This window comes from Erwinia sp. 198, assembly GCF_003937915.1.
Taxonomy (GTDB): domain Bacteria; phylum Pseudomonadota; class Gammaproteobacteria; order Enterobacterales; family Enterobacteriaceae; genus Erwinia; species Erwinia aeris.
Genome location: NZ_RHUM01000007.1, coordinates 40,350 through 66,757, shown reverse-complemented (window position 1 = coordinate 66,757; position 26,408 = coordinate 40,350). Strand labels below are relative to the sequence as shown.

Sequence of the window (26,408 nt, the reverse complement as noted above, 5' to 3'; positions counted from 1 at the left end):
GTTTGCCAGCCTGGCGCAGCAGAAAAGCTGAAAAAAAAGGCAGATCGAACGATCTGCCTTTCAAACGCTGTTGCATGGCCGGAGGCCCTGCGTCCTGCTTTATCAGATATCGATATTAGCGGCTTTCAGCGCGTTTTCTTCGATAAAGGCGCGGCGCGGCTCCACCGCATCGCCCATTAGCGTGGTGAACAGCTGGTCAGCGGCAATCGCATCCTTCACCGTGACGCGCAGCATACGGCGGCTGTCCGGATCCATCGTGGTTTCCCACAGCTGCTCCGGGTTCATCTCGCCCAGTCCTTTATAACGCTGTACCGACAGACCGCGACGCGATTCTTTCACCAGCCAGTCCATCGCCTGCTCGAAGTTAGCGATCGGCTGACGACGCTCGCCGCGTTCGATAAAGGCATCTTCCTCAATCAGGCCGCGCAGCTTCTCGCCCAGCGAACAAATCTTGCGGTATTCGCCACCCGAAATAAATTCGCTGTCCAGCGGATAATCGGTATCGACGCCGTGCGTACGGATACGCACTACCGGTTCGAAGATATGCTGCTCGCGGTTCTGGCGCACATGGCTGGCATAGGTGCTGCCGTGCTGCTCGTTCTCGTTCAGGCGCGCCACCAGCTCGTCGATCCACTGCTGAACCGGCGCCTCTGTGGAGATATCGCTCAGCGTCGGGTGATAGATCAGCGCGTTCAGCAACGCCAGCGGGTAGCGGCGCTCCATACGCTTGATCATCTTGCGGGTGCTGTTGAACTCGGCAACCAGGTTTTCCAGCGGCTCGCCGCCCAGCGCAGGCGCATCGGCGTTAGTGTGCAGCGTCGCGCCGTCCAGCGCGATGGCGATCTGATACTGATCCATCGCCTCGTCATCCTTGATGTACTGCTCCTGCTTGCCTTTTTTCACCTTATACAGCGGCGGCTGCGCGATATACACGTGGCCGCGCTCAATGATTTCCGGCATCTGACGATAGAAGAAGGTCAGCAGCAGCGTACGGATGTGCGAGCCATCCACGTCCGCATCGGTCATGATGATGATGCTGTGGTAGCGCAGCTTGTCCGGGTTATATTCGTCACGGCCAATGCCGCAGCCCAGCGCGGTGATCAGCGTCGCCACTTCCTGCGAAGCAAGCATCTTATCGAAGCGCGCTTTCTCCACGTTCAGGATTTTCCCCTTCAGCGGCAGGATAGCCTGGTTTTTACGGTTACGGCCCTGCTTGGCGGAGCCGCCCGCGGAATCCCCTTCCACCAGATAGATTTCCGACAGCGCCGGATCGCGCTCCTGGCAGTCCGCCAGCTTGCCCGGCAGGCCGGCCAGATCCAGCGCGCCTTTACGACGGGTCATTTCACGAGCGCGACGCGCCGCTTCACGCGCGCGGGCCGCATCAATGATTTTACCCACGACGATTTTGGCATCGCCAGGATTTTCCAGCAGGTACTCTGCCAGCAGCTCGTTCATCTGCTGCTCAACGGCTGATTTCACCTCGGAAGAGACCAGCTTGTCTTTGGTCTGTGAAGAGAACTTCGGATCCGGCACCTTAACGGAAACCACGGCAATCAGGCCTTCGCGCGCGTCGTCGCCGGTGGCGCTGACCTTGGCTTTTTTGCTGTAGCCTTCTTTATCCATGTAGGCGTTCAGGGTACGCGTCATCGCCGCGCGGAAACCGGCCAGGTGCGTGCCGCCGTCGCGCTGTGGGATGTTGTTGGTAAAGCAGTAGATGTTTTCCTGGAAACCGTCGTTCCACTGTAGTGCCACTTCCACGCCGATGCCGTCTTTCTCGGTAGAGAAATAGAACGCGTTAGGGTGGATAGGCGTTTTATTGCGGTTCAGGTACTCCACAAACGCCTTGATGCCGCCTTCATAGTGGTAGTGATCGTTCTTGCCGTCGCGCTTGTCTTCCAGCTTGATGGAGACGCCGGAGTTAAGGAACGACAGCTCGCGTAGACGCTTCGCCAGGATTTCGTACTCGAAATCGGTGACGTTGGTAAAGGTTTCGTGGCTTGGCCAGAAACGCACGCGCGTCCCGGTCAGATCAGTTTCGCCGGTGACCTGCAGCGGGGCCTGAGGCACGCCGTGAACGTAGATCTGCTGGTGAACTTTGCCTTCGCGACGGATGGTCAGCTCCAGCTTTTCAGACAGGGCGTTAACCACCGACACGCCTACGCCATGCAGGCCGCCGGACACTTTATAGGAGTTATCATCGAATTTACCGCCTGCGTGCAGCACGGTCATGATCACTTCCGCAGCGGAAACGCCTTCTTCTTCGTGAATGCCTGTCGGAATACCACGACCGTCATCCTGCACGGAAACGGAGTTATCGGCATGAATAGTGACCAGAATGTCTTTACAGTGACCTGCGAGGGCTTCGTCGATGGCGTTGTCCACAACCTCGAATACCATATGGTGCAGACCGGTGCCGTCATCCGTATCGCCGATATACATACCCGGGCGCTTGCGTACCGCATCCAGCCCTTTCAGAACTTTGATACTTGAGGAGTCATAAGAATTCGACATCAACGTTTCTCGCTCGTTTAATCTTCAGGTTGAACCGCTATTTTACCCTGTTCCACGTGGAACATCTTGCCCTTTTCGTCAGCCATATCGAACACATGATCGGCACTAATAGCGCTGACAAAAACCTGGGCCCGAGTGGCCTTTAAGCGCGATGCCAACAGGTGGCGCCGCGTCTCATCCAGCTCGGAGGCAAAATCATCTATCAGATACAGGCAGCGTCGCCCGTTCTGTCGGGTGAGAAACTCACCCTGCGCCAGCCTCAGGGCGCACATCAACAGCTTTAACTGGCCGCGCGACAGCAGATCCTCCACCGGCGTGCCGTCGGCGCGAATGCGGAAGTCCGCTTTGTGCGGGCCGCTGGCCGTGTAGGTTAAGGCGCGATCGCGCTCAAACTGACGCTCCAGCAGATCGCGATAGTCCGTTTCTTTATCCCAGCCGCGCTGGAAAGAGAAACTCAGCGCAAACTCCGGCAGAAACTGCGCGCAGGTGGCGGTGATATCCTCAGCAATGGCTTCGCTGTAGGCGGCGCGCCACTGGCTTATCTGCTCCGCCAGCGGTGCCAGCTCCTGATCCCAGGCACGGATCTGCTGGTAGCGCGTGACCTGGCGCAGCGCCGCGTTGCGCTGCTTCAGCAGCCGCCGCAGGTTGCTCCAGGCGGTAAAAAAGCCCGGCTCGTTATGAAAACAGCCCCAGTCGATATAGGCGCGCCGGTACTTCGGGCCGCCGTTGAGCAGCGTAAAGCCTTCCGGCGTAATCAGCTGCATCGGCAGCATCTGCGCCAGCTCGGCCACTTTATGACCATCGGTGCCGTCAACCCGCACCTTGCTGTCGCCCGCACGATTTTTAGTCAGGCCGACGGTGGTTTCACGCCCGGCCCCTTCAATGCGGCCGTGCAGAATAAAAGCGTCCTGCTCGTGGCGGATCACTCTGCCTGCCTGCAAACTGCGGAAAGCGCGGCCGTGGCCCAGCGTATAGATCGCTTCCAGCACGCTGGTTTTACCGCTGCCGTTAGCGCCGACCAGAAAGTTGAAGCCGGGCGCCAGCGCCAGATCGGCATTTTCAATGTTGCGAAAATCTTTGATAAGCAGGCGGGTTAAAGCCATAAGTGGAGTCATTCCGCGGGCAGTAGACCGGATAAAACGGCACGTGCTGTTATACAAGGCCAGAGCGTTAGGGTACGGGCGAGCCGCCGTCGCGTGAAAGCACGCGAGGGCGGCGGGCGCCGGACAAAGTCAGCCCGATAATTTTACTACAAACGCATTGGCATGACGACATAGGCCGCCGACTGGCTGGCCGCGTCTTCAATCTGCACGCTGGAAACGGAGTCGGTCAGCAGCAGACGTACGTTTTCGCATTTCAGCGCGTTAAGCACGTCCAGCACGTAGCTGACGTTAAAGCCGATTTCAAGATCGGTGCCGCCATAGGTGACGTCCAGGATCTCTTCCGCTTCTTCCTGTTCCGGGTTATTGGCGGTAATTTTCAGCTGATTTTCGCTGATGTACAGGCGAACGCCGCGGAACTTCTCGTTAGAGAGGATAGCCGCGCGCGAGAAAGCCTGCTTCAGCAGATCGCAGCCGGCATCCAGCGTTTTGTCCGGGTTCTTTGGCAGCACGCGACGATAGTCCGGGAAACGGCCATCCACCAGCTTGGAGGTGAAGATAAAGTCGCCGACGTGCGCGCGGATATTGTTGCTGCCGATCTGCACCTGTAACGGCGTCTCGCCGCCGTCCAGCAGGCGCACCAGCTCAATCACGCCCTTACGCGGCACGATCACCGAATGATTGGGCAGCGACTGGCCTACCGGCATCGAGCAGACCGCCAGACGGTGGCCGTCGGTGGCGACGGTACGCAGCTCTTCGCCTTCCGTTTCAAACAGCATCCCGTTCAGGTAGTAGCGCACGTCCTGGTGGGCCATAGAAAACTGGGTGGCTTCAATCAGGCGCTTCATCGTGGCCTGCGGCAGCGTGAATTCGACCTCGCTTTGCCAGTCGTCCAGGTTCGGAAAATCGCTGGCGGGGAGCGTGGAAAGCGAGAAGCGGCTGCGGCCGGAGCGTACCAGCATTCTTTCGCCATCCAGGATCACCGTGATCTCTGCGCCTTCAGGCAGACCACGGCAGATATCGAAAAATTTACGCGCGGGCACGGTGGTCGCACCCGGCTCGTGATCCTGCGTCAGCGCGACGCGGGCCACCATTTCCATCTCCAGGTCCGTTCCCGTCAGCAGCAGGCCGCCGTCGTTAACCTGTAAAAGCAGATTGCCGAGGATCGGCAGCGTCGGCCGTCCGCCCAGCGGGCTGCTGACCTGCTGTAAAGGTTTAAGTAACTGCTCACGTTCAACAATAAATTTCATAGCGTCAGGAAGATAATGTTCTGATTAGATTTGAGAAATCTTCTTTAATATCGTGACTCTCTTCACGCAGCTGCTCGATCTTGCGACAGGCGTGCAGCACCGTAGTATGGTCACGACCCCCGAAAGCGTCGCCGATTTCCGGCAAGCTGTGGTTGGTCAGCTCTTTCGCCATCGCCATCGCCATCTGGCGAGGACGCGCGACGGAGCGCGAACGCCGCTTGGAAAGCAGGTCGGCTACCTTAATCTTGTAATATTCCGCCACCGTCTTCTGGATATTATCGATGGTGACCAGCTTTTCCTGCAGCGCCAGCAGATCGCGCAGCGCTTCACGCACGAAATCGATAGTGATGGCGCGGCCGGTGAAGTTGGCGTTGGCGATCACGCGGTTCAGCGCGCCTTCCAGCTCGCGCACGTTGGAACGCAGGCGCTTGGCAATAAAGAAGGCAACTTCGCCCGGCAGGCGAATATCGTTTTCATCTGCCTTTTTCATCAGGATCGCCACGCGGGTTTCCAGCTCTGGCGGCTCGATCGCCACCGTCAGGCCCCAGCCAAATCGGGATTTCAGACGATCTTCGACGCCGTTGATCTCTTTAGGATAGCGATCCGACGTCAGGATGATCTGCTGATTACCTTCCAGCAGCGCATTGAAGGTGTGAAAAAACTCCTCCTGCGAGCGCTCCTTGTTAGCGAAAAACTGAATATCATCGATCAGCAGCGCGTCTACCGAACGGTAGTAGCGCTTAAATTCTTCAATGGCGTTGTTTTGCAGCGCCTTCACCATGTCCTGCACAAAACGTTCCGAGTGCATATAGACCACTTTGGCGTTGGGTTTGCGCGCCATAATGCCGTTACCCACAGCGTGCAGCAGGTGAGTTTTCCCCAGGCCAGTGCCGCCATAGAGGAACAGAGGGTTATAGGCGCCGCCGGGGTTGTCGGCGACCTGACGAGCGGCCGCGCGCGCCAGCTGGTTCGATTTACCTTCAACGAAGTTATCGAAGTTATGCTTGGTGTTCACGTTTGAACGATAAGACAGCTCCGCAGGCGCAGGCATGCTGTCCCAGCTTGGACGTACCGGCGCTGGTCGGCTCATCGGCGGCGGCGCGCTGGCGCTGCTCATCACCGGCTGGCTGACCGGACGCGTCACCGGCTTGCTGCCGACTTCAAAGCGCAGCAGCGGCACATCGGCGCCGCAAAAATCATTAAGCAACGCATTGATATTATTAAGATATTTGTCGCGAACCCAGTCGAGCACAAAGCGGTTTGGTGCATACAGGGCCAGGGTGTTGTCGTTCAATTCAGCCTGGAGCGGACGTATCCACATGCTGAATTCGGTGGCAGGTAGTTCATCCTGCAAACGGGCAAGACACTGTTGCCAAAGCGTAAGTGACACGGCGGACTCCACTCGAAAATATTCGATAAGAAAAAAGGCGCTGAAGCGATAAATTCATCATTGTTGACGCATGCAGATGACGCACATACGAACCGCTGTCCGCGGTTTCTCCGCCGCTGACTGACCCGGAGGATCGCTAACGGAAGGGCGGATCATAGCGCAAAGCGCAGCAGAGATCTTCACTTTCTACACAGTTTTGTTCCAATTTATCCACAGGGCAAAGCGCGCAGGGACAAGTTTACTCGTTCGCGCTCAAAAGACATTCAGGATCCTGCGCATTAGATGAAAATTTAAGGCGCCGTCACGTTATTTACGCAACGCGCTTGTAATAAGATCGGCGGAAGATCCTGAACGATCCTTGCGCTTTACCACAGAGGCCGTATAATTCGTGCCCCGGCGTGTTGCGCTCTGGCCCGTACCGGCTGGTTTTGCGGTCGAACGGGATACCAGACGCGCCTTTAAAAGCGAAGTAAATTGACTCCGGACTGTACAATTATTACAATCCCGCCTCTTTATTAAAGATACACTGAGGCGTCGGTCGGTTTTCGGACCTTTCAAGCGCGTCACTAAGTGAAATTTTCCAAGTTTAGGTAGAAATCGCCATGAAACGCACTTTTCAACCGTCCGTACTGAAGCGCAACCGTTCACATGGTTTCCGTGCTCGTATGGCAACAAAAAATGGTCGTCAGGTTCTGGCACGTCGTCGTGCTAAAGGCCGTTCACGTCTGACCGTTTCTAAGTAATAAAAGCTAACCGCTGAGTGGTTAAGCTCGCATTTCCCAGGGAGTTACGTTTGTTAACTCCCACTCATTTCACTTTCGTCTTCCAGCAGCCACAAAGAGCCGGTACGCCGCAAATCACCATCCTCGGCCGCCTTAACTCGCTGGGGCATCCCCGCATCGGTCTTACCGTCGCCAAAAAACATGTTAAGCGCGCGCATGAACGCAACCGGATCAAGCGATTGACCCGCGAAAGCTTTCGCCTGCGTCAGCACGACCTGCCCGCTATGGATTTTGTAGTGGTGGCGAAAAAAGGCGTGGCCGATCTGGATAACCGTGCGCTGATGGAAGCGTTGGAGAAGATGTGGCGTCGTCACTGTCGCCTGGCTCGCGGCTCCTGATTGCGCTGATCCGCGTTTATCAACGCGCGATTAGCCCGCTTTTAGGACCCCACTGTCGTTTCCACCCAACCTGTTCGCAATACGGTATTGAGGCATTGCGCAGGTTTGGTGTGGTAAAAGGCAGTTGGTTGACGATGAAACGCGTATTAAAATGCCACCCTTTGAACCCGGGTGGTGACGATCCGGTGCCGCCAAAAACCGACGATAACTGAGAACATTAACGATGGATTCGCAACGCAATCTTTTTCTCATCGCTTTTCTGTTCGTGTCTTTTATGATCTGGCAGACCTGGCAGACGGACCATGCTCCGCAGCCGCAGCAAACCCAGACCACGCAAAACACGACAGCAGCCGGTGATGCCGCAAACCAGGGTGTACCCGCCAGCGGCCAGGGCAAAACGATCACCGTTAAGACTGACGTCCTGTCTTTACAGATCAATACTCGCGGTGGCGATATTGAGCAGGCGCAGCTGCTGACTTACCCGGACAAGCTGGGTTCTTCACAGCCTTTCCAGCTGCTGGAAACCTCGCCAGGCTTTCTCTATCAGGCGCAGAGCGGCCTGACCGGACGCAACGGCCCGGATAACCCGGCCAACGGTGCCCGCCCGCTTTACACCACGACCCAGGACAGCTTTGAGCTGGCTGACGGCGCGAGCGAGCTGCGTATTCCAATGACCTTTACGGCGGAAAACGGCGCGACCTATACCAAAACCTTCGTGCTGAAGCGCGGCGAGTTCGCCATCGACGTGGATTACCAGATTAATAACACTACCCAGCAGCCGCTGGAAGTGGCGATGTTCGGCCAGCTGAAGCAGACTATCGATCTGCCTAAGCATCGCGATACCGGCAGCAATAACTTTGCGTTGCACACCTTCCGTGGCGCGGCTTACTCCAGCAGTGAGACCAACTACGAGAAGTATAAGTTCGATAAAATCAGCGATAACGAAAACCTGAGCGTCAATACCAACAACGGTTGGGTGGCGATGCTGCAGCAGTACTTCGCTACCGCCTGGGTGCCGCGCACCAACGGCGCTAACACGCTTTACACCAGCAATCTGGGTAACGGCATCGCTGCGGTAGGCTACAAGTCTACGCCGGTTTCCGTTGCGGCAGGCGCGCAGCAGAACCTCAACGCCACGCTGTGGGTTGGCCCGGAAATTCAGGATAAAATGGCGGCTATCGCCCCACACCTGGACCTGACCGTGGACTACGGCTGGCTGTGGTTTATCTCTCAGCCGCTGTTTAAGCTGCTGAAGTTCCTGCACAGCTTTATCGGTAACTGGGGCTTCTCCATTATCGTCATCACCTTTATCGTACGCGGCATCATGTACCCGCTGACCAAAGCGCAGTACACCTCAATGGCTAAGATGCGTATGCTGCAGCCGAAAATTCAGGCGATGCGCGAGCGCTTAGGCGACGATAAGCAGCGCATGAGTCAGGAAATGATGGCGCTGTATAAAGCTGAGAAGGTGAATCCGCTGGGCGGCTGTCTGCCGCTGGTTATTCAGATGCCGATCTTCCTTGCGCTGTACTACATGCTGATGGGCTCTATCGAGCTGCGTCATGCGCCGTTCGCGCTGTGGATCCATGACCTGTCGGCCCAGGACCCGTACTACATCCTGCCGATCCTGATGGGCGTGACGATGTTCTTCATTCAGAAGATGTCGCCAACCACCGTGACCGACCCGATGCAGCAGAAGATCATGACCTTTATGCCGGTTATCTTCACCGTATTCTTCCTGTGGTTCCCTTCTGGTCTGGTGCTGTACTACATCGTCAGCAACCTGGTGACCATTCTGCAACAGCAGCTGATCTACCGTGGGCTGGAAAAACGCGGTCTGCACAGCCGCGACAAGAAAAAAGCTTAACCGACGTCCCGTCGCCAACGGCGCGGACAAGGGTTATCATAAGGCGGTCAACTGACCGCCTTATTTTTTTGCCTTAAAAAGAGAGTCGAACATGAGTCATAGCGAGACTATCGTCGCCCAGGCGACGCCGCCAGGCCGCGGTGGCGTGGGTATTCTGCGCGTTTCCGGCCCCAAAGCCGCCGAGGTGGCCCATGCGCTGCTGGGCAAGCTGCCGAAGCCCCGCTACGCCGACTATCTGCCTTTTCGCGACGCCGATAGCACCACGCTGGATCAGGGAATTGCGCTCTGGTTCCCCGGCCCGAATTCCTTTACCGGCGAAGACGTGCTGGAGCTGCAGGGCCACGGCGGGCCGGTCATTCTGGATCTGCTGCTGAAGCGCATTGTGGCTATCCCCGGCGTGCGTATCGCTCGTCCCGGCGAGTTCTCCGAGCGCGCCTTCCTTAACGACAAGCTCGATCTGGCCCAGGCGGAAGCTATTGCCGATCTGATTGACGCCAGCTCGGAGCAGGCGGCACGCTCGGCGCTGAACTCGCTTCAGGGCGCTTTTTCACTGCGCGTCAACACGCTGGTGGAAGCACTTACTCACCTGCGCATCTATGTGGAGGCCGCGATTGATTTCCCCGACGAGGAAATAGACTTCCTGTCGGACGGCAAAATCGAAGCCCAGCTGAATCAGGTAATAGCCGATCTGGACGGCGTGCGCGCCGAAGCGCGTCAGGGTAGTCTGCTGCGCGAAGGTATGAAGGTAGTGATTGCAGGCCGCCCCAACGCCGGGAAATCCAGTCTGCTCAACGCGCTGGCGGGTCGTGAAGCGGCCATCGTAACCGACATTGCCGGTACCACGCGCGACGTGCTGCGTGAACATATCCATATCGACGGGATGCCGCTGCATATTATCGATACCGCCGGGCTGCGCGAAGCCAGCGACGAGGTGGAAAGGATCGGGATTGAGCGCGCCTGGCATGAAATCGAGCAGGCCGACCGCGTGTTGTTTATGGTTGACGGTACGACCACCGGCGCGACCGAACCGGCGGAAATCTGGCCGGACTTTATTGCCCGTCTGCCGGCCAGCCTGCCGATTACCGTGGTACGCAATAAAGCGGATGTTACAGGCGAAACGCTGGGGCTGACGCAAGTAAACAATCACTCACTTATCCGTCTCTCCGCGCGTACGGGTGAAGGCGTTGAGGTGCTGCGCGAGCACCTTAAGGAAACAATGGGCTTTGCTGGCAATACCGAAGGCGGCTTCCTGGCGCGCCGTCGTCACCTTCAGGCGCTGGAGTTAGCGGCCGTTCACCTGCTTCAGGGCAAAGAGCAGCTGCTGGGTGCAAAAGCGGGCGAGCTGCTGGCAGAAGAGCTACGCGTCGCGCAGCAGGCGTTAAGCGAGATCACCGGCGAGTTCACTTCCGACGATCTGCTGGGACGGATTTTCTCCAGCTTCTGTATCGGCAAGTAATGCTCCCGCGCCCTGTTTTTCCACAGGGCGCGATGTTACAGCTCAATCACCCTGTCCGCGCTGGCAATAGTCGATGGCCGGTGCGCGATAAAGATACGGGTGATTTTCAGCGCTGCCACGGAAGCATTGATATGCGCCTCGTTAGCCAGATCCAGATGGCTGGTAGCCTCATCCAGAAACAGAATGTTGGGCCGTCGATATAAGGCTCTGGCAATCAGCAGACGCTGCTTCTGTCCGCCCGACAGGCTGCCGCCCAGCTCGCTAATCAGCGTCTCGTAGCCCATCGGCATCGCGCTAACCTCCTCGTGAATATTGCAGTCCATAGCGCAGCGGATAATACGCTCCATATCCCTCTCGCCGTCAAAGCTGGCGATGTTCTCAGCGATAGAACCGGCAAACAGCTTGTCTTCCTGCAATACGCAGGCGATACATTCCCGATAGTTATTCAGCCCGATATTGTTGATATTCAGGCCGTTGATCAGGATTTCGCCCTCGGCAGGCGCCAGCAGGCCGGACATCACCTTCATCAGCGTGGTTTTGCCAATGCCGGAAGGCCCGACAATCGCCACGCTCTCGCCGGCCTCGACGGTGATATTCAGCCCGCTGAAAATCGGTTTCGACAGCTTGTCATACTGATAGGTGACGCCGCGCGCTTCAAAGCTGGCCGGTTCGCCCGAGGCTACCAGCGTCCGGCCCGGCTGGCTTTCTTCCGCATCGGTAAAGACGATGTCCGCTACCCTGTCGCTGTGCAGCGTCAGCATTTTCAGCTGTAGCACCATATTGATCAGGCTGGCGGCCCGATCGGAAAACTGGCCGCGATAGGCGTTAAAGGCGACAAACATCCCCAGCGTCATTTGACCATCAATCACCATCGAGGCGCCAAGCCACAGGATCACCACCTGGTCGATGGTACTGATAAAAGTATTCACGCCGCCAAACAGCAGATCGAGTCGGGTCAGGCGAATATTGGCGTTGGTGGTGTCAATATTCAGATTTAGCCAGAACTGCGCTCGCTTGGCGGTTATGCCCAGCGCTTTTAACGTCCCGATGCCGTAAAGGCTTTCCATAAAATGCGAGCTGGCCCGCGCGCCTTTCACAATCTGCTCTTCCTGCGCCTGACGATAGCGCTGCCAGGTCGCCAGGCGCAGCAGCATATACAGCGTCGTAAAGCCCAGCACGACCCAGACCAGCCAGCTGCCGTACAGGAACATCATGATAAACACGCCAATCGACATCAGCGAGTCAATAATGCCGTTCACCAGGCTGCTGGTTAACGTGTTGCGGATCACGTCCAGCGATCCAAAGCGGGACTGGATGTCGCCAAGCTTGCGCTTCTCAAAATAGTTGAGCGGCAGATTAAGCAGATGATCGAACATGCCCGCCTTCCACTGTACGTCGATCAGCGATCCCATCACCAGCGATGTCCAGGCGCGCAGCATACTGACGAAGGCACGGAACAGGATAAAGCCCAGCAGCCCGATACAGATCAGCGACAGCAAATCGTGGTCTTCCGCGATAATCACATGATCCATCACCAGCTGCGTTCCTACCGGCATCAGCAGGTTAACCGCTTCTATCACCAGCGAAAGGCAGAAGATTTTAGCCAGAAAGCCCGGCAGCCCGCTGACGTTTTTCATCATCCTGGTAAAGCTCAGGCTGCTGCGTTGTTTAACGCGGGAGAACTCGCTGTCCGGCCAAACTTCCAGCGCCACCCCGGAAAAGTGCTGGGACATTTCCGCCAGCCCGACAACACGACGGCCAAAGGCCGGATCGTGCAGGATAAAGCGCGAGCCTTTGACGGCAACCAGCACCACGAAGTGGCTCATATCCCAGTGCAGCAGACAGGGGGTTTTCAGCTGTTTCAGCTCGTCCAGATCCAACGCCAGCGGCCGCGTTTTCAGCTTCAGCTGCCTGCCGATGTCGATCAGCACGGCCAGCGTAGCGCCATGTGAAGAAATGCCAAATCGGCTGCGCAAATTAAACAGGTCAATATCCATGCCGTGATAGCGGCAGGCCATGACCAGACAGGCCAGGCCGCATTCTGCCGCTTCGGTTTGCAATACGACCGGCACTTTACGTCGAAAGCTGAAATTCAGCCGACACAGGAGGGTGTCAAAAAGAGGATCGTTCATTTACAGGCCCGCTAATGCTTTTTTTGAGGTCATAGTAAGGCGACAGCATCCACTGCCAGAGAGGCCGTTTTTCCAGAAACAGCGTGGCCTGCGCTTTCATACCGCTGGAGAGCGCCAGGGGCTTGCCCTGATAGCTGAAGCGGCTTTCTTCAAGCGACACGATCACCTTGTAATAAGGTTCAATGACGCCGTCGGTGCGCGGAAGCGTGTTGTATTTGCCCATTTCCTGATAGGAAGCCGGCACGTTGGAAATAGACAGGATACGGCCCGGGAACTGGCCATATTTCTCAAAGGGGAACGCTTCATAACGCAGGTTGATGGCGTCGCCAGGATGGATGTAGGGCATACTGGTGTCAGGTAGCCACAGCATCAGGTAATAACGGTTACTGCTGGCAGGCGTCAGCTGGGCCAGGCTATCGCCAGGGCTAACCATTTGGCCCTCCGTCACGCTCATGTTTTCAATTTTTCCGTCGCTCGGTGCGGTAATAAACAGCGTGCCGCTGGCGTCCACTTCCGCCAGCTGGCGCATCAGATCGCTGCGCTGCGCCTGATATTGCGAAATCTGGTTGTCATATTCGATCCCCTTGGTCAGCAGCTCGCTCTCCAGGCTGCTAATCTGCAAGGCTTCCTGAATAACCTGAGTATTCAGGCTCTGCCAGGCATTCTGCTGCTGATAAAAAAGGTAGCGCTGATTGGCGAACTGCTCCTTGTTAATTAATCCCTTACGTAAGTAATCACCGTAACTCGTCATGCTTTTCCGCATTTCGCTCAGGCCGTTTCCGGCTTCAAAAATCAGCGTCTGCGATTTTTTATGCGCCGCCTGGTATTGCGCCAGCTGGTGCTGCAAATTCTTCAGCGTGGCCGCTTTATTTTTCTGAAGCCGGGCGATAATCGTTTCCGATAGCGCAATCTGTTGATTGATCGCCGCGACCGAACGAACGCTGACGTTGCCGGTTAAGGTAATCCGGCTGACGTCGATTTGATAAAGCCGATCGCCCTTTTTTACGCGCTGCCCGGTTTCAGCCCAGGTTTTGGTAATAAACCCCTGCTGTGGCGCAAGTATGGTGATGGCATGCGGCAACGAGATCACCTCGCCGTTGACGTTAATTCGCCGGGTAAAGGTGCCGTAAAGAATAAATACCAGCAGCAAAATAAAGAACAGCATGGACGCCAGAGCGACGGCCCAGGCGGGGTAGCCGGAGGTTAACAACGCCTTACCCAGCCATTTTGTCTTCAAATGCTGCACCGCTTCCATGCGAAATAAAGGTTTATTTTCCATAACATTCTTAGCGTTTGATTATAAATAATTTATTAACACTTGCTGATGAAATTAATAAATTTCGGCCTTCCGTGCCTGGCAGAGAAAAGTACACTATTTTCCGTACGACAATCAACTCAAATTTATAATTAAAAATAACAGCGACATTCAATTCCATTATACTAATTTATTAAAACGCTTCTGCAATCCCTCTAACTATTATATATGGCCATTACAGGTAACTATTAAAAACAAATAAGAAAATAAATATATTAAAAAGCCATATAAAAAGAGAGTTGACGACGAGAACCAAACTCGCATTCGTTAATATTAATCCTAATTTAGAGGTAAAACGGGAAAGTTACGTGCCACCCGCTAAGAAAATTATTTACAATAATAAAGCGTTTTCACCCATTTTCACGGAGCGACAGATGGCCAGCCATTTCGCACGCTGGATCCTGACGGATACCCGCGTCCCGGTACACCAGCTTTCTCAACAGATAACAGCAAGCGCCGGTAACCTACCGGAAAGACGGCGGACGCGCTTTCTGGCGGCCCGTATGCTGCTGGCGAAAATGCTGCTGCGCCTTTACGGCATTTCGCCGCTGCCTGAAATCCGGCTATCGCCAAACGGGCGTCCCCACTTTGCCGATCCGCAGCTGCCCGATTTCAGCATCGCCTACGCAGGCAATATCGTTGGCGTACTGTTGGCTGGTGAAGACGGCAGCGTCGGACTGGATATGGAAATCGTACGCGCCCACAGCCGCCAGACGCTGGAGCGATATTCACGTGAAATTTCTCCGGCGGAAAAAGCGTGGATACAGGCCCAGAGCGATCCCTGTGAGGCGGCCACCCAGCTCTGGACGATGCGGCAAAGCATACTAAAGCTGTCCGATAACCCGAAAAAAGATTCGCTGAGGCTGCATCCCGCGTCCGGGCGGCTACGCTCGCTGTTGCAGCCGCAGACAGAAGCCTTTTCCGACGTTGAGCCGCTGATTATCTGGTCCTGCGCCCACTCATCGGGCTGTGAACGGCTCTCGCTGTGGGAAGTGGACAACGCGCGCTGGAAAGGCTTGCAGGATATTCCCGCCACGGGACAAAAGATGGGGCCACGCGCGCTGCGGCTGGTGAGCCTGCCGCCGGAAAAAGCAATCGCGCTTTAGCGTGGTCAAAAAAAACGGGCCGGCGGCCCGTTCAGTTTAGTGCGCGTCGATAAAGACGATTTTTAACACAAACAGGATCGCCACGACGATGACGCACGGCGAAATTTCACGCCAGCGGCCCGTGCCCAGCTTCATCACGCAGTAAGAAATAAAGCCCAGCGCAATCCCTTCGGTGATAGAGAAGCTGAACGGCATCATCACGGTGGTGACAAAGGCCGGAACCGCTTCGGTCAGGTCGTCCCACTTGACGCGCGCCAGGCTGGAAGTCATCAGCACGCCCACGTAGATCAGCGCGCCTGCGGCAGCGTAAGCCGGCACCATGCCCGCCAGCGGCGACAGGAACATCACCAGCAGAAACAGCACGCCCGTCACCACGGCCACCAGGCCCGTGCGTCCGCCAATAGAGACGCCGGAGGAGCTTTCGATATAGGCGGTAACGGAAGAAGTACCGATGTAAGCGCCCGCTACCGAGCTGATGCTGTCGACGTAAAGCGCCTGCTTCATGCGCGGAAACGTGCCTTTTTCATCGGTCAGGCCCGCTTTATCCGTTACGCCAATCAGCGTGCCGGAAGAGTCAAACAGGTTTACCAGCATAAAAGAGAAGATGATCCCCGCCATGCCAACGTTTAGCGACCCTTTCAGATCGACCTCGCCCAGAATGGAGGTAATGCCCGTAGGCATAGAGAACACGCCGCCATACTTCACGTCGCCCAGCGCCAGGCCGATCAGCGTAGTCACCACAATGGAAACCAGCACCGCAATATGAATATTGCGGGAAGCCAGCACGGCAATAATAAAGAAGCCCAGCGCGCCCAGCAGGACGCTGTGGGAGGTCAGATCGCCTACCGCCACCAGCGTTTCTTTATTAGGCACCACGATCCCGGCGTTTTTCAGGCCGATCATCGCGATAAACAGGCCAATACCGGCAGTAATACCCACGCGCAGGCTGACCGGGATATTGGAAATCATCCAGTAGCGAATGCGGAAAAGGGTCAGCAACAGCAGCCCTACGGCACCCCAGAAGATGGCGCCCATACCGGTCTGCCAGGAGACGCCCATTGCGCCGACGACCACGAAAGCAAAAAAGGCGTTCAGGCCCATCGCGGGCGCAAGCGCCACCGGCAGGTTGGCGACCAGCCCCATCAGAATACTGCCTCCGGCGGCGATCAGACAGGTCGTCACGAATACCGCCTGGGTATTCATGCCCGCCACGCCGAGGATCTGCGGATTCACGAACACGATATAGACCATGGTCAGGAAGGTGGTAAAACCGGCAATCACTTCCGTACGCACCGTCGTGCCGTGTTCCTGTAGTTTAAAGATCCGCTGCAGTAGACCTGAGTTGTTCATATAAGATTCCAAAACGGAGAAAAGTTATCGTCGGCTATCCTAAACGATAAATTTTAATTTGCCAGACGGCACCGGAGTTTTTTCGCAACCGATTGCGCCTTGTTAGCCCTGACTTCAGTGCCGTTAACGTAAAATTCATCTTTTCCGGTCGCGTTTTACCTTTCCACGCGTAAAGTAAAAGCACGCCCCTTCGTTAAGGATGAACCGATGTCTGTTAGCTGTATCTTTTTTGATTGCGACGGCACGCTGGTAGACAGCGAACTGCTTTGTACCCAGGCCTATGTCAATACGTTTGCGCGCTACGGCGTCGAGCTGTCGCTGCAGGAGATGTTTGAAAAATATAAGGGTGTAAAGCTCTATGACATTATTGCCGACGTGACCGCTAAACATCATCTCAGCGCCGATGTCACGGAGCTGGAGCCGGCTTACCGTCAGGAAGTGGCGCGCCTTTTTGAGCAGCGGCTGGAGCCGATTACGGGCGCGAAAGCCCTGCTGGAGAAGATTAGCGTACCGATGTGCGTGGTATCGAACGGCACCGTGCCGAAAATGCAGCATTCGCTGGGGTTAACCGGGATGCTCGACTATTTTGATGACCGGTTGTACAGCGGCTATACGATTTCACGCTGGAAGCCCGATCCCGCGCTGATAGCGTACGCGGCGGAACAGATGGCGATGCCGCTGGAGCAGTGTATCCTGGTGGATGATTCCGAAGCGGGTGCCAAAGCAGGCATCGCGGCAGGCATCCCGGTGTTCTATTACTGCGCAGACCCGCACAACAGGCCGCTGGATCATCCGCTGGTGACGCCTTTTGACGACATGGCGCAGCTGCCGGAACTATGGCGGCAAAAAGGCTGGCAGCTGACGCGCTGAGTCGGGATCGACCGGTTTGCTGATGAAATATCAGGGAGCAGAGGATTTTCGCATTATTTTTCTTTTACACCCCTCGCCCCTCATCCGAACCGGCGGGCCACGTTAGCTACGCAGCATTCAGGCTTGTTTTTATACCTGAAGTGGTATGACTTACGCACCTATATCCGTGAAGGTATAAACGTTGAGCCATCAGGATGAAAAACCGCCGATCTGGATCGGCAGCAGCAGGAAAGACTTGCAGGCGCGGGCACCGTTTAGCCGATCGCGCCCAGCGTATCCTCGCTGCCCTGCTTTTTCGGCAGTAAAAACAGCGTGGCGAAAATATCCAGCAGGTAAATCAGTGCCAGCAGGGTAATCGCCGCCGTAAAAGAAAACCGCATCGCCAGCAGTCCGATAACCAGCGGGCCAAAACCACCGACGCCACGGCCCAGGTTAAATAAGACATTTTGCGCCGTAGCCCTGACCTGAACGGGATAGGTGTCTGAGATCAGCGCGCCGTAGCCGCCGATCATGCCGTTGACGAACATTCCCATTACGGCACCCGCAAACAGCATCATCATTGGATCTCGTAGCTGAGCGTAGGCTATCACCATCACGACTGCGCCAGCCTGATAAAGCAGGAAAATCTTCCAGCGAGCAAAACGATCGGCCAGCATGCCGAACAGCCAGATACCCAACGTCATGCCCACGACCGTGACCGCCGTCCACAGCCCCGATTTAGTCAGCGAGAAGCCAAAGCGGTTGGAAAGGTAAGCCGGCATCCAAATCATCAGGCCGTAGTAGCCAAAGTTCTGTACCGAGCACAGGATAAAAATCCCCAGGCTGGCCTTAGTCGTGGCGGCATCTTTACACAGCAGCCTCAGCCTGACGGCGAACGATAAGCTCTGATGGACATCCACATGCCGCGTAAAGCCCTCCGGCTCACCCAGGCCGCGCCGGATTAAAAACGATGCGGCGGCAGGCAGTAGCCCGACCAGGAACATGCCGCGCCAGCCGATACAGGTTAACAGCAGCGGCGTAATAAAAGCGGCCAGCAGCACGCCAAGCTGCCAGCCGATGCCGACCCAGGCGGAAGCGCGGTTACGCTTGTTGGCGGGCCAGGCTTCGGCAATCAGCGCCATGCCGATGCCAAACTCGCCGCCCAGCCCCACGCCCGCCAGCGTGCGGTATGCCAGCAGATCCCAGTAGCCCTGCGCAAACGCGCAAAGCCCGGTGAACACGGAAAACATCAGGATGGTAAAAGTCAGCACGCGGATCCGGCCCAGCTTGTCGCTGAGATGGCCGAATACGACGCCGCCGATCACTGCGCCAATCAGCGTCCAGGTGACCAGCGAGCCGGCCTGCGAGGGATCGAGCGCCAGCGAAAGGCTGATGGCGGGCAGCATAAACCCGAGGATCAGCAGATCGAAGCCGTCCATAGCGTAGCCGCTGATCGCCGCCAGCATCGCTTTGCCCGGCGTTACGCCTTTTTTTTGTTGCATCACGGGAGTGCCTTGCCGGTGTGAAGTGCGGCAAGTATAAATTACGAGCGCCGCCAGACCAACTTAAAGCGTCAGGCCGGAAGCGCGATGATCAGACCGGCTTGTCGTCGCTTTCGCCGGTGAGCAGCTCGTCCAGCCTGTCGCCGCCAACATGGCGGAAGTCCTGACCTTTCACGAAATAGAAGATAATTTCACAGATATTCTGGCAGCGGTCGCCGATACGCTCGATAGCGCGCGCGCAGAACAGCGCGGTCAGCACGCTGGGAATGGTGCGCGGATCTTCCATCATATAGGTCATCAGCTGACGCACGATGCCCTCATATTCCTGGTCGACCTTTTTATCTTCCCGATAGATTTCAATAGCCGCATTCAGATCCATGCGCGCAAAAGCATCCAGCACGTCGTGCAGCATCTGGATGGTGTGATAGCCCAGCGATTCCAGATTCACCAGCAGCGACTGATGCTGCTGGCCAAATTTTTCCAGCGCCGTGCGGCTGATTTTTTCCGCCACGTCGCCAATGCGCTCCAGCTCGGAAATGGTTTTGATGATCGCCATCACCAGACGCAGGTCGCTGGCGGTCGGCTGGCGCTTGGCGATAATGCGCACGCACGCCTCGTCAATCGACACCTCCATCATGTTGACCTGCTGGTCGCCATCGATCACCCGCTGCGCCAGCTCGGCGTCCTGGTTGTGCATCGCGACAATGGCATCCGTCAGCTGTTTTTCCACCATGCCGCCCATCGTCATCACCTGGGTGCGGATGTGCTCCAGCTCGGCGTTGAACTGCCCGGAGATATGTTTATTCAGATTGAGATTATCCATGCGTTTCTCCAGTCAACTTAACCATAGCGGCCAGTGATATAGTCTTCGGTTTGTTTTTGGTGCGGTTTGGTAAACAGCGTATCCGTATCGCTGAACTCAATCAGCTCGCCCAGATACATAAATGCCGTATGATCGGAACAGCGCGCGGCCTGCTGCATGTTATGCGTGACGATCACCACGGTATAATCCTGCTTTAGCTCGGTGATTAGCTCTTCGATACGGCCGGTGGAAATAGGATCCAGCGCGGAGCACGGCTCGTCCAGCAGCAGCACCTCCGGCCGAATAGCAATGCCGCGAGCGATGCAAAGGCGCTGCTGCTGGCCGCCGGAAAGGCTGTAGCCGCTCTGCTGTAGTTTGTCTTTGGTTTCCGTCCACAGCGCCGCTTTGGTCAGCGCCCATTGTACGCGCTCATCCATTTCGGCACGGGAAAGTTTTTCGAACAGGCGCACGCCGAAAGCGATGTTATCGTAAATCGACATCGGAAACGGCGTCGGTTTCTGGAATACCATGCCGACGCGGGCGCGCAGCAGGGCGATATCCTGACTGGCGGTCAGGATGTTTTCGCCATCCAGCAGGATCTCGCCTTCCGCGCGCTGTTCCGGATAGAGCGAAAACATCTTGTTAAACGTGCGCAGCAGCGTCGATTTACCGCAGCCCGACGGGCCGATAAAAGCGGTTACCTGGTTTTTAGCAATATCCAGATTGATGTTCTTCAGCGCATGAAATTTTCCGTAGTAGAAATTTAAATCACGAACCTGGATCATATTGCCGGAAGTGTTGTCAGCCATTCTTTTTCTCGCTTATACGCGCCGCCGCAGCCGCGCGTTAGATCAGTGTTTGCTTTTGGCAAAAATCACGCGCGCCAGGATATTTAAAATCAGCACGCAGACGGTAATCAGCAGCACGCCTGCCCAGGCCAGGCTTTGCCATTCGGCAAACGGGCTCATGGCGAATTTAAAAATCGTTACCGGCAGGTTAGCCAGCGGCTGCAGCATATCGGTGCTCCAGAACTGGTTGGAAAGCGAGGTAAACAGCAGCGGCGCCGTTTCCCCGGCGATACGCGCTATCGCCAGCAGGATGCCGGTCAGAATGCCCGATACGGAAGCCTTCAGCGTAATGGCAGAAATCATTTTCCATTTCGGCGTACCCAGTGCGTATGCCGCTTCGCGCAGGCTGTCCGGTACCAGCTTCAGCATATTTTCCGTGGTGCGAATAACCACGGGGATCTGCAACAGCGCCAGCGCTACCGCGCCCGCCAGGCCCGAAAAGTGCTGCATCTGCGCTACCACCAGCGTATAGACGAACAGCCCCACCACAATGGAAGGCGCGGAAAGCAGAATATCGTTAATAAAGCGGATCGTTTCCGCCAGCCAGCCTTTGCGACCATATTCCGCCAGGTAGATCCCTGCCAGAATGCCCAGCGGCGTCCCCACGATAGTCGACCAGAAAATCAGCAGGCCGCTGCCCATAATGGCGTTAGCCAGACCGCCGCCTGCCGTGTTGGGCGGCGGCGTATTTTCCGTAAACAGCGCCAGCGTCATGCCGTCCACGCCGCGCGTGATGGTCGCCCAAAGGATCCAAATCAGCCAGAACAGGCCAAACGCCATCGTCAGCAGGGAAAGCGTCAGGGCGATGCGGTTTTTCATCCGCCGCCACGCCTGCATTTTACGGCGGGAGGCTTCCAGCTCCGCGCGGGACTGCATGGCCACCATACTCATGAGCGCGCCCCTTCACTTTTCGCCAGGCGGATAATCATCAGCTTTGAACAGGCCAGCACGATAAAGGTGATCACAAACAGGATCAGCCCCAGCTCCATCAGCGCGGCGGTATGTACGCCCGATTCCGCTTCGGCAAATTCATTTGCCAGCGCGGAGGTGATGCTGTTGCCCGGCATAAACAGCGAAGCGCTGTCCAGCTGGTAGGTATTACCGATAATAAAGGTCACCGCCATGGTTTCGCCCAGCGCGCGCCCCAGTCCCAGCATAATGCCGCCGATCACGCCGTTTTTGGTAAACGGCAGCACGATGCGCCAGATCACTTCCCAGGTGGTGCAACCGATGCCGTAAGCGGACTCTTTCATCATCACCGGCGTCTGCTCGAAAACGTCACGCATCACTGAAGCGATATAAGGAATGATCATGATCGCCAGGATAATCCCGGCAGCCAGAATGCCGATGCCAAAAGCGGGGCCGGAGAACAGCGAGCCGACAATAGGCACGTTGGCCATCAGCTCGCCCAGCGGCGTCTGGAAATAAGTGGCAAACAGCGGGGCGAAGATAAACAGCCCCCACATGCCGTAAACGATACTGGGGATGGCGGCCAGCAGCTCGATCGCCACGCCTAAAGGACGACGCAGCCAGTTTGGCGCCAGTTCGGTGAGAAACAGCGCGATGCCGAAGCTGACCGGCACGGCGATAACCAGCGCGATAGCAGAGGTCACCAGCGTGCCGTAAATCGGCACCAGCGCGCCGAACTGTTCATTGGGCGCATCCCAGGTCCTGGTCCACAGAAAGGAGAGGCCAAATTTCTGAATGCTGGGCCAGGAAGAGACGATGAGCGAGACAATAATGCCGCCGAGCAGCAGTAAGACAATCAGCGCGGCCAGCTTGACCAGCGCGCCAAAAATGAGGTCACCCTGCTTGCCGGGAGCCTTGAATGTCGGCCTGGATGTAGCCATAAAATTCCCGATAGTGAACGTTTTTGGGCGGCACAGCGGCCGCCCGAAACTTATAGCCGTTTAGTCAGCTTAGTACAGCGCTTTGCCCGAGCTGTCTTTAATATTGGTTTTCCATGCGGCGCGGATCTGCTCTACGACGGAGTCCGGCAGCGCGGCATAGTCCAGGCTGGTGGTGACCTGGCCGCCGTTTTTATAGGCCCAGTCGAAGAACTTCAGCACGGCTGTGCCCTTCTCCGCGTTGGCCTGATCTTTCTGTATCAGAATAAAAGTGGTGGAGGTGATTGGCCAGGCGTTATCGCCTTTCTGATAGGTCAGATCCTGCGCGAAGGATTTGCTCCAGTCCGCGCCTTTCGCCGCGCCACTGAAACTCTGTTCGCCTGGCGCAACGGCTTTGCCGTCGGCATCCAGCAGTTTGGTATAGGCCAGGTTGTTCTGTTTGGCGTAGGCATATTCCACATAGCCAATTGAGCCAGGCAGACGCTGCACGAAAGCGGCTACGCCGTCGTTGCCTTTGCCGCCGAGGCCGGTTGGCCAGTTAACGGTATTGCCTTTGCCGACTTTGCTGTTCCAGTCGCTGTTCACCTTCGCCAGATAGCTGGTGAACACAAAGGAGGTACCGGAACCGTCAGCGCGGCGCACCACGTTGATATTGGCATCCGGCAGTTTGACGCCAGGGTTCAGCTTGGTGATGGCCGGATCGTTCCATTTCTTTACGTTACCGAGGTAGATATCGCCAACGGTTTTGCCATCCAGCGTCAGTTCGCCGGATTTTACGCCGGGAATGTTCACTGCCAGCACCACGCCGCCAATCACGGTTGGGAACTGGAACAGGCCGTTTTTCTGCAAATCTTCTTCTTTCATCGGCGCGTCGGACGCGCCGAAGTCGACGGTCCTGGCGATAATCTGTTTTACGCCGCCGGAAGAACCGATGCCCTGGTAGTTAATCTGCGCGCCTGTTGCTTTGTTGTACTCGGCCGCCCATTTGTTATAGACCGGCGCCGGGAAAGTCCCGCCCGCGCCCGTCAGGTTGTCGGCGGCAAAAGCGGAAACCGCGCTCAGCGACAGCGTGACAGCCACCAAACGAGCCAGGTTTTTTTGCATCAGTGTCATATTCCCTCCAGGGGATAAAGTCAGTCTTTATACTGTTTTAGTATGATTAATGATTGCTGCTGGAGGCAAAATAGGACAGTTTGATGACAGTAAAATGTACACAATATGACAGTTTTGTGACGAACATCTTTTGTACAGATATCTCAGAAAGGATCGCCTTTACGATTTCCTTGCTGCTACTCCACTACGCTAACCATGCGCGCGGTGGATACGTGGTCCGGCTGGAAGCACAGCATCCTGAATCAACGCCGTTCGTTACCGCAGCAGCGAAATTAGCTGATTGCGCTGGCTTTTCTCTGCATAAAATTCATTTTTTATCCACTAGTTAGCGGCCCTGAGAGGGCTAACATCAAAGCCGAAAATGCAAGGGCGGGCGGACAGTTTCGCCCTTACTCTTTAGGGAGTGAAATACCTTATTAAGGGAAGTTTTTTATGAAACACCCAGCAAAAATGCTTCTCGGCAGCCTGCTGCTGGCTGCCACCGCCGGGCTGGCCCAGGCGAATGAGCAACCGTCCTTTTCGGATCCTGCTTTCACGTCAGATGACAATAATCTGATTGCCTGCTCCGAAAGCAGTAACGTTTTTTACCGCTCTTTTCGCATCAGAGAAATAAAAGCTCTTAATTAACGCTAACAAGACGTTGCAGGAGAGGTTTGAAAAGCTTGAGCAGCAGGAGGAAACGAAGGAACTGGATAAACAGCTCCAGGAGCTGAAAAAAAGCGTAGAGGAAAAGGACCGGGCAAACAGAGAGATGCAAACCACTGTGCAAAGCCTTGAAGATCAGCGCTCTGAAAAGAGCGCTGGATGAGGTTAAAAACAAAGTTAAATAGCTTTCTCGCCGCTCCTCTACAGGAGCGGCGCGGTAGTCGGTTACTCTACCGTGACCGATTTCGCCAGATTACGCGGCTGGTCAACGTCGGTGCCTTTAATCAGCGCAACGTGGTAAGAAAGCAGCTGTAGCGGCACGGTGTAGAAGATTGGCGCAATAATCTCTTCCACGTGCGGCAACGGGATAATACGCATCCCTTCGCTGTTGGCAAAACCGGCATCCCGATCGGCGAACACGTACAGCAGGCCGCCGCGCGCGCGCACCTCTTCGATGTTCGACTTCAGTTTTTCCAGCAGTTCGTTGTTTGGTGCCACCACAATCACCGGCATATCGGCATCAATCAGCGCCAGCGGCCCGTGCTTCAGCTCGCCCGCCGCATAGGCTTCGGCGTGGATATAGGAGATCTCCTTCAGCTTCAGCGCGCCCTCCATCGCAATAGGATACTGATCGCCACGGCCCAGGAACAGCGCGTGATGCTTGTCGGAGAAGTCTTCCGCCAGCGCTTCAATCTGCTTGTCCTGCGACAGCATCTGCTCGATACGGCTCGGCAGCGCCTGCAAACCGTGCACGATATCGTGCTCGATCTGCGCGTCCATGCCCTTCAGGCGGCCGATTTTCGCCACCAGCATCAGCAGCACGGTCAGCTGCGTGGTGAAGGCTTTGGTCGATGCCACGCCGATCTCCGTCCCGGCTTTGGTCATCAGCGCCAGATCGGATTCGCGCACCAGCGAAGAGCCGGCCACGTTGCAGATCGCCAGCGAGCCGAGATAGCCCAGATCTTTCGACAGACGCAGCGCCGCCAGCGTGTCCGCCGTTTCACCGGACTGCGACAGCGTGATCATCAGGCTGTTTTTGCGCACCGCCGATTTGCGATAGCGGAACTCAGAGGCGATCTCTACGTCGCACGGCACGTTAGCCAGCGCTTCAAACCAATAGCGGGACACCATGCCGGAGTTGTACGAGGTGCCGCAGGCCACGATCTGAATATGCTCAACCTGCGCCAGCAGCGCGTTGGCGTCAGGGCCAAGCTCGGAAAGATCGATCTCGCCGTGACTGAAACGCCCGGTCAGGGTGTTCTTGATCGCCATCGGCTGTTCGTAAATCTCTTTCTGCATATAGTGACGATACAGGCCTTTATCGCCCGCGTCATACTGCGCGTTAGATTCGATTTCGCTGCGCTCTACGCGCTCGCCCAGGCGATCGAAGATAACCACGTCGCGACGGCTAACTTCTGCGATATCTCCCTCTTCCAGATACATAAAGCGACGCGTCACCGGCAGCAGCGCCAGCTGATCGGAAGCAATAAAGTTTTCACCTACGCCCCGACCAATCACTAATGGGCTACCGGAACGGGCGGCCACCAGCACGGACGGATCGCGGCTATCCATAATGACCATGCCGTAAGCGCCGCGCAGCTGCGGGATCACGCGCTGCACCACTTCACGCAGCGTGCCGCCGCTCTGCTTCTGCTCCCAGTGCACCAGGTGCGCGACCACTTCCGTATCCGTTTCGGACGCAAAGCGATAGCCCAGCTCTTTCAACCGCTCACGCAGCGGCTCGTGGTTTTCGATAATGCCGTTATGCACGATAACGATATGTTCTGAGATATGAGGATGCGCATTGGCCTCCGACGGCTCGCCGTGGGTTGCCCAGCGCGTGTGCGCGATACCGGTGCCGCCAGCCAGCGGCGTGGTTTCCGCCGCTTCCGCCAGTTTTTGCACCTTGCCTAAACGCCGAAGGCGCGTGATCTGCCCTTCTGCGGTAACAACGGCCAGACCCGCGGAATCATAGCCCCGATATTCCAGGCGGCGTAACCCTTCTAACAGGATTTCTGCGATATCACGTTGCGCTACTGCACCAACAATTCCACACATAGTAGTTTTCCTGACGTCATGGCGTTTGCCATTAACTTTGTCCTCTGCCTGTTTGTTCCGGTATGTTCCGGTTCCCCGAGCCTTGTAGAGAGTGGGGATTAGCGTTATATGGGTGCCATGCACCCCTTACTGCAATCGGGCGATCTT

The 26,408-nt window shown here is 56.3% G+C and carries 22 protein-coding genes; 8 read left to right on the top strand and 14 right to left on the bottom strand.

Going from position 1 to position 26,408, the window contains the following annotated elements:
- Positions 1-102: 102 nt before the first annotated feature.
- From gyrB to dnaA, 4 genes are all read right to left on the bottom strand, one after another.
- Complete coding sequence (gyrB, locus tag EGK14_RS11315; protein ID WP_125289202.1) at positions 103-2,511, bottom strand: DNA topoisomerase (ATP-hydrolyzing) subunit B; 2,409 nt, start codon at positions 2,509-2,511, stop codon at positions 103-105.
- A 17-nt stretch (positions 2,512-2,528) separates the two neighbouring features.
- Positions 2,529-3,614 (bottom strand): DNA replication/repair protein RecF, encoded by a 1,086-nt coding sequence (recF, locus tag EGK14_RS11310; RefSeq protein ID WP_125289201.1) that lies wholly within the window; start codon positions 3,612-3,614, stop codon positions 2,529-2,531.
- Between the two features lie 146 nt (positions 3,615-3,760).
- On the bottom strand, positions 3,761-4,861 hold the full coding sequence (gene dnaN / locus EGK14_RS11305) for a DNA polymerase III subunit beta (protein WP_125289200.1): 1,101 nt from the start codon (positions 4,859-4,861) through the stop codon (positions 3,761-3,763).
- Between the two features lie 4 nt (positions 4,862-4,865).
- Entirely contained in the window at positions 4,866-6,251 is a 1,386-nt protein-coding gene (dnaA, locus tag EGK14_RS11300) for a chromosomal replication initiator protein DnaA (RefSeq protein WP_125289199.1), read from the bottom strand.
- A 602-nt stretch (positions 6,252-6,853) separates the two neighbouring features.
- Between dnaA and rpmH the strand changes: the two genes are divergently transcribed.
- The 5 genes from rpmH to mnmE all read left to right on the top strand — a co-directional run bounded on the left by rpmH (position 6,854) and on the right by mnmE (position 10,694).
- Complete coding sequence (rpmH, locus tag EGK14_RS11295) at positions 6,854-6,994, top strand: 50S ribosomal protein L34 (protein WP_003849659.1); 141 nt, start codon at positions 6,854-6,856, stop codon at positions 6,992-6,994.
- Positions 6,995-7,011: 17 nt separating this feature from the next.
- Positions 7,012-7,371 carry a ribonuclease P protein component gene (gene rnpA, locus EGK14_RS11290; RefSeq protein ID WP_125289198.1) on the top strand — a complete coding sequence of 120 codons (360 nt, stop codon included), beginning with the start codon at positions 7,012-7,014 and terminating at the stop codon, positions 7,369-7,371.
- Positions 7,335-7,583: a membrane protein insertion efficiency factor YidD gene (gene yidD / locus EGK14_RS11285; protein ID WP_125289197.1), complete on the top strand. Its 249-nt coding sequence runs from the start codon at positions 7,335-7,337 to the stop codon at positions 7,581-7,583. The genes rnpA and yidD overlap by 37 nt, the downstream gene beginning before the upstream one ends.
- Before the next feature lie 11 nt (positions 7,584-7,594).
- Positions 7,595-9,238: a membrane protein insertase YidC gene (yidC, locus tag EGK14_RS11280; protein ID WP_125289196.1), complete on the top strand. Its 1,644-nt coding sequence runs from the start codon at positions 7,595-7,597 to the stop codon at positions 9,236-9,238.
- A gap of 91 nt (positions 9,239-9,329) precedes the next feature.
- On the top strand, positions 9,330-10,694 hold the full coding sequence (gene mnmE, locus EGK14_RS11275) for a tRNA uridine-5-carboxymethylaminomethyl(34) synthesis GTPase MnmE (protein ID WP_125289195.1): 1,365 nt from the start codon (positions 9,330-9,332) through the stop codon (positions 10,692-10,694).
- A 35-nt stretch (positions 10,695-10,729) separates the two neighbouring features.
- Here the strand turns inward: mnmE and EGK14_RS11270 are convergent, their stop codons facing one another.
- Entirely contained in the window at positions 10,730-12,826 is a 2,097-nt protein-coding gene (locus tag EGK14_RS11270) for a peptidase domain-containing ABC transporter (RefSeq protein WP_125289194.1), read from the bottom strand.
- Positions 12,807-14,105, bottom strand: a complete 1,299-nt coding sequence (locus EGK14_RS11265) for an HlyD family secretion protein (protein WP_125289193.1) — start codon at positions 14,103-14,105, stop codon at positions 12,807-12,809. The genes EGK14_RS11270 and EGK14_RS11265 overlap by 20 nt, the downstream gene beginning before the upstream one ends.
- A gap of 410 nt (positions 14,106-14,515) precedes the next feature.
- On the opposite strand from EGK14_RS11265, the gene EGK14_RS11260 reads away from it, so the two are divergent.
- Complete coding sequence (locus EGK14_RS11260; RefSeq protein WP_125289192.1) at positions 14,516-15,247, top strand: 4'-phosphopantetheinyl transferase superfamily protein; 732 nt, start codon at positions 14,516-14,518, stop codon at positions 15,245-15,247.
- Between the two features lie 36 nt (positions 15,248-15,283).
- Here EGK14_RS11260 and EGK14_RS11255 read toward each other — a convergent pair whose 3' ends face one another.
- A complete protein-coding gene (locus EGK14_RS11255; protein WP_125289191.1) occupies positions 15,284-16,597 on the bottom strand; it encodes an NCS2 family permease in 1,314 nt (437 codons plus the stop codon).
- A 207-nt stretch (positions 16,598-16,804) separates the two neighbouring features.
- Between EGK14_RS11255 and yieH the strand changes: the two genes are divergently transcribed.
- Complete coding sequence (gene yieH, locus EGK14_RS11250) at positions 16,805-17,467, top strand: 6-phosphogluconate phosphatase (protein ID WP_125289190.1); 663 nt, start codon at positions 16,805-16,807, stop codon at positions 17,465-17,467.
- A gap of 254 nt (positions 17,468-17,721) precedes the next feature.
- Here the strand turns inward: yieH and EGK14_RS11245 are convergent, their stop codons facing one another.
- The 6 genes from EGK14_RS11245 to pstS all read right to left on the bottom strand — a co-directional run bounded on the left by EGK14_RS11245 (position 17,722) and on the right by pstS (position 23,558).
- A complete protein-coding gene (locus EGK14_RS11245; RefSeq protein WP_233598485.1) occupies positions 17,722-18,948 on the bottom strand; it encodes an MFS transporter in 1,227 nt (408 codons plus the stop codon).
- Positions 18,949-19,039: 91 nt separating this feature from the next.
- Positions 19,040-19,771, bottom strand: coding sequence for a phosphate signaling complex protein PhoU (gene phoU, locus EGK14_RS11240; protein ID WP_125289189.1), 732 nt, complete (start codon positions 19,769-19,771; stop codon positions 19,040-19,042).
- 17 nt (positions 19,772-19,788) lie between these two features.
- Positions 19,789-20,559, bottom strand: a complete 771-nt coding sequence (gene pstB, locus EGK14_RS11235) for a phosphate ABC transporter ATP-binding protein PstB (protein WP_125289188.1) — start codon at positions 20,557-20,559, stop codon at positions 19,789-19,791.
- Positions 20,560-20,601: 42 nt separating this feature from the next.
- A complete protein-coding gene (gene pstA / locus EGK14_RS11230; RefSeq protein ID WP_125289187.1) occupies positions 20,602-21,489 on the bottom strand; it encodes a phosphate ABC transporter permease PstA in 888 nt (295 codons plus the stop codon).
- The gene (pstC, locus tag EGK14_RS11225) at positions 21,486-22,448 is read right to left on the bottom strand and encodes a phosphate ABC transporter permease PstC (RefSeq protein WP_125289186.1); all 963 of its coding nucleotides are present in this window, start codon (positions 22,446-22,448) and stop codon (positions 21,486-21,488) included. Before pstC ends, pstA begins: the two co-directional genes overlap by 4 nt.
- A 69-nt stretch (positions 22,449-22,517) precedes the next feature.
- Positions 22,518-23,558 carry a phosphate ABC transporter substrate-binding protein PstS gene (pstS, locus tag EGK14_RS11220; protein WP_125289185.1) on the bottom strand — a complete coding sequence of 347 codons (1,041 nt, stop codon included), beginning with the start codon at positions 23,556-23,558 and terminating at the stop codon, positions 22,518-22,520.
- A 432-nt stretch (positions 23,559-23,990) separates the two neighbouring features.
- On the opposite strand from pstS, the gene EGK14_RS11215 reads away from it, so the two are divergent.
- Positions 23,991-24,185, top strand: coding sequence for a hypothetical protein (locus tag EGK14_RS11215; protein ID WP_125289184.1), 195 nt, complete (start codon positions 23,991-23,993; stop codon positions 24,183-24,185).
- Positions 24,186-24,428: 243 nt separating this feature from the next.
- Here EGK14_RS11215 and glmS read toward each other — a convergent pair whose 3' ends face one another.
- The gene (glmS, locus tag EGK14_RS11210; protein WP_125289183.1) at positions 24,429-26,261 is read right to left on the bottom strand and encodes a glutamine--fructose-6-phosphate transaminase (isomerizing); all 1,833 of its coding nucleotides are present in this window, start codon (positions 26,259-26,261) and stop codon (positions 24,429-24,431) included.
- Between the last annotated feature and the right edge of the window lie 147 nt (positions 26,262-26,408).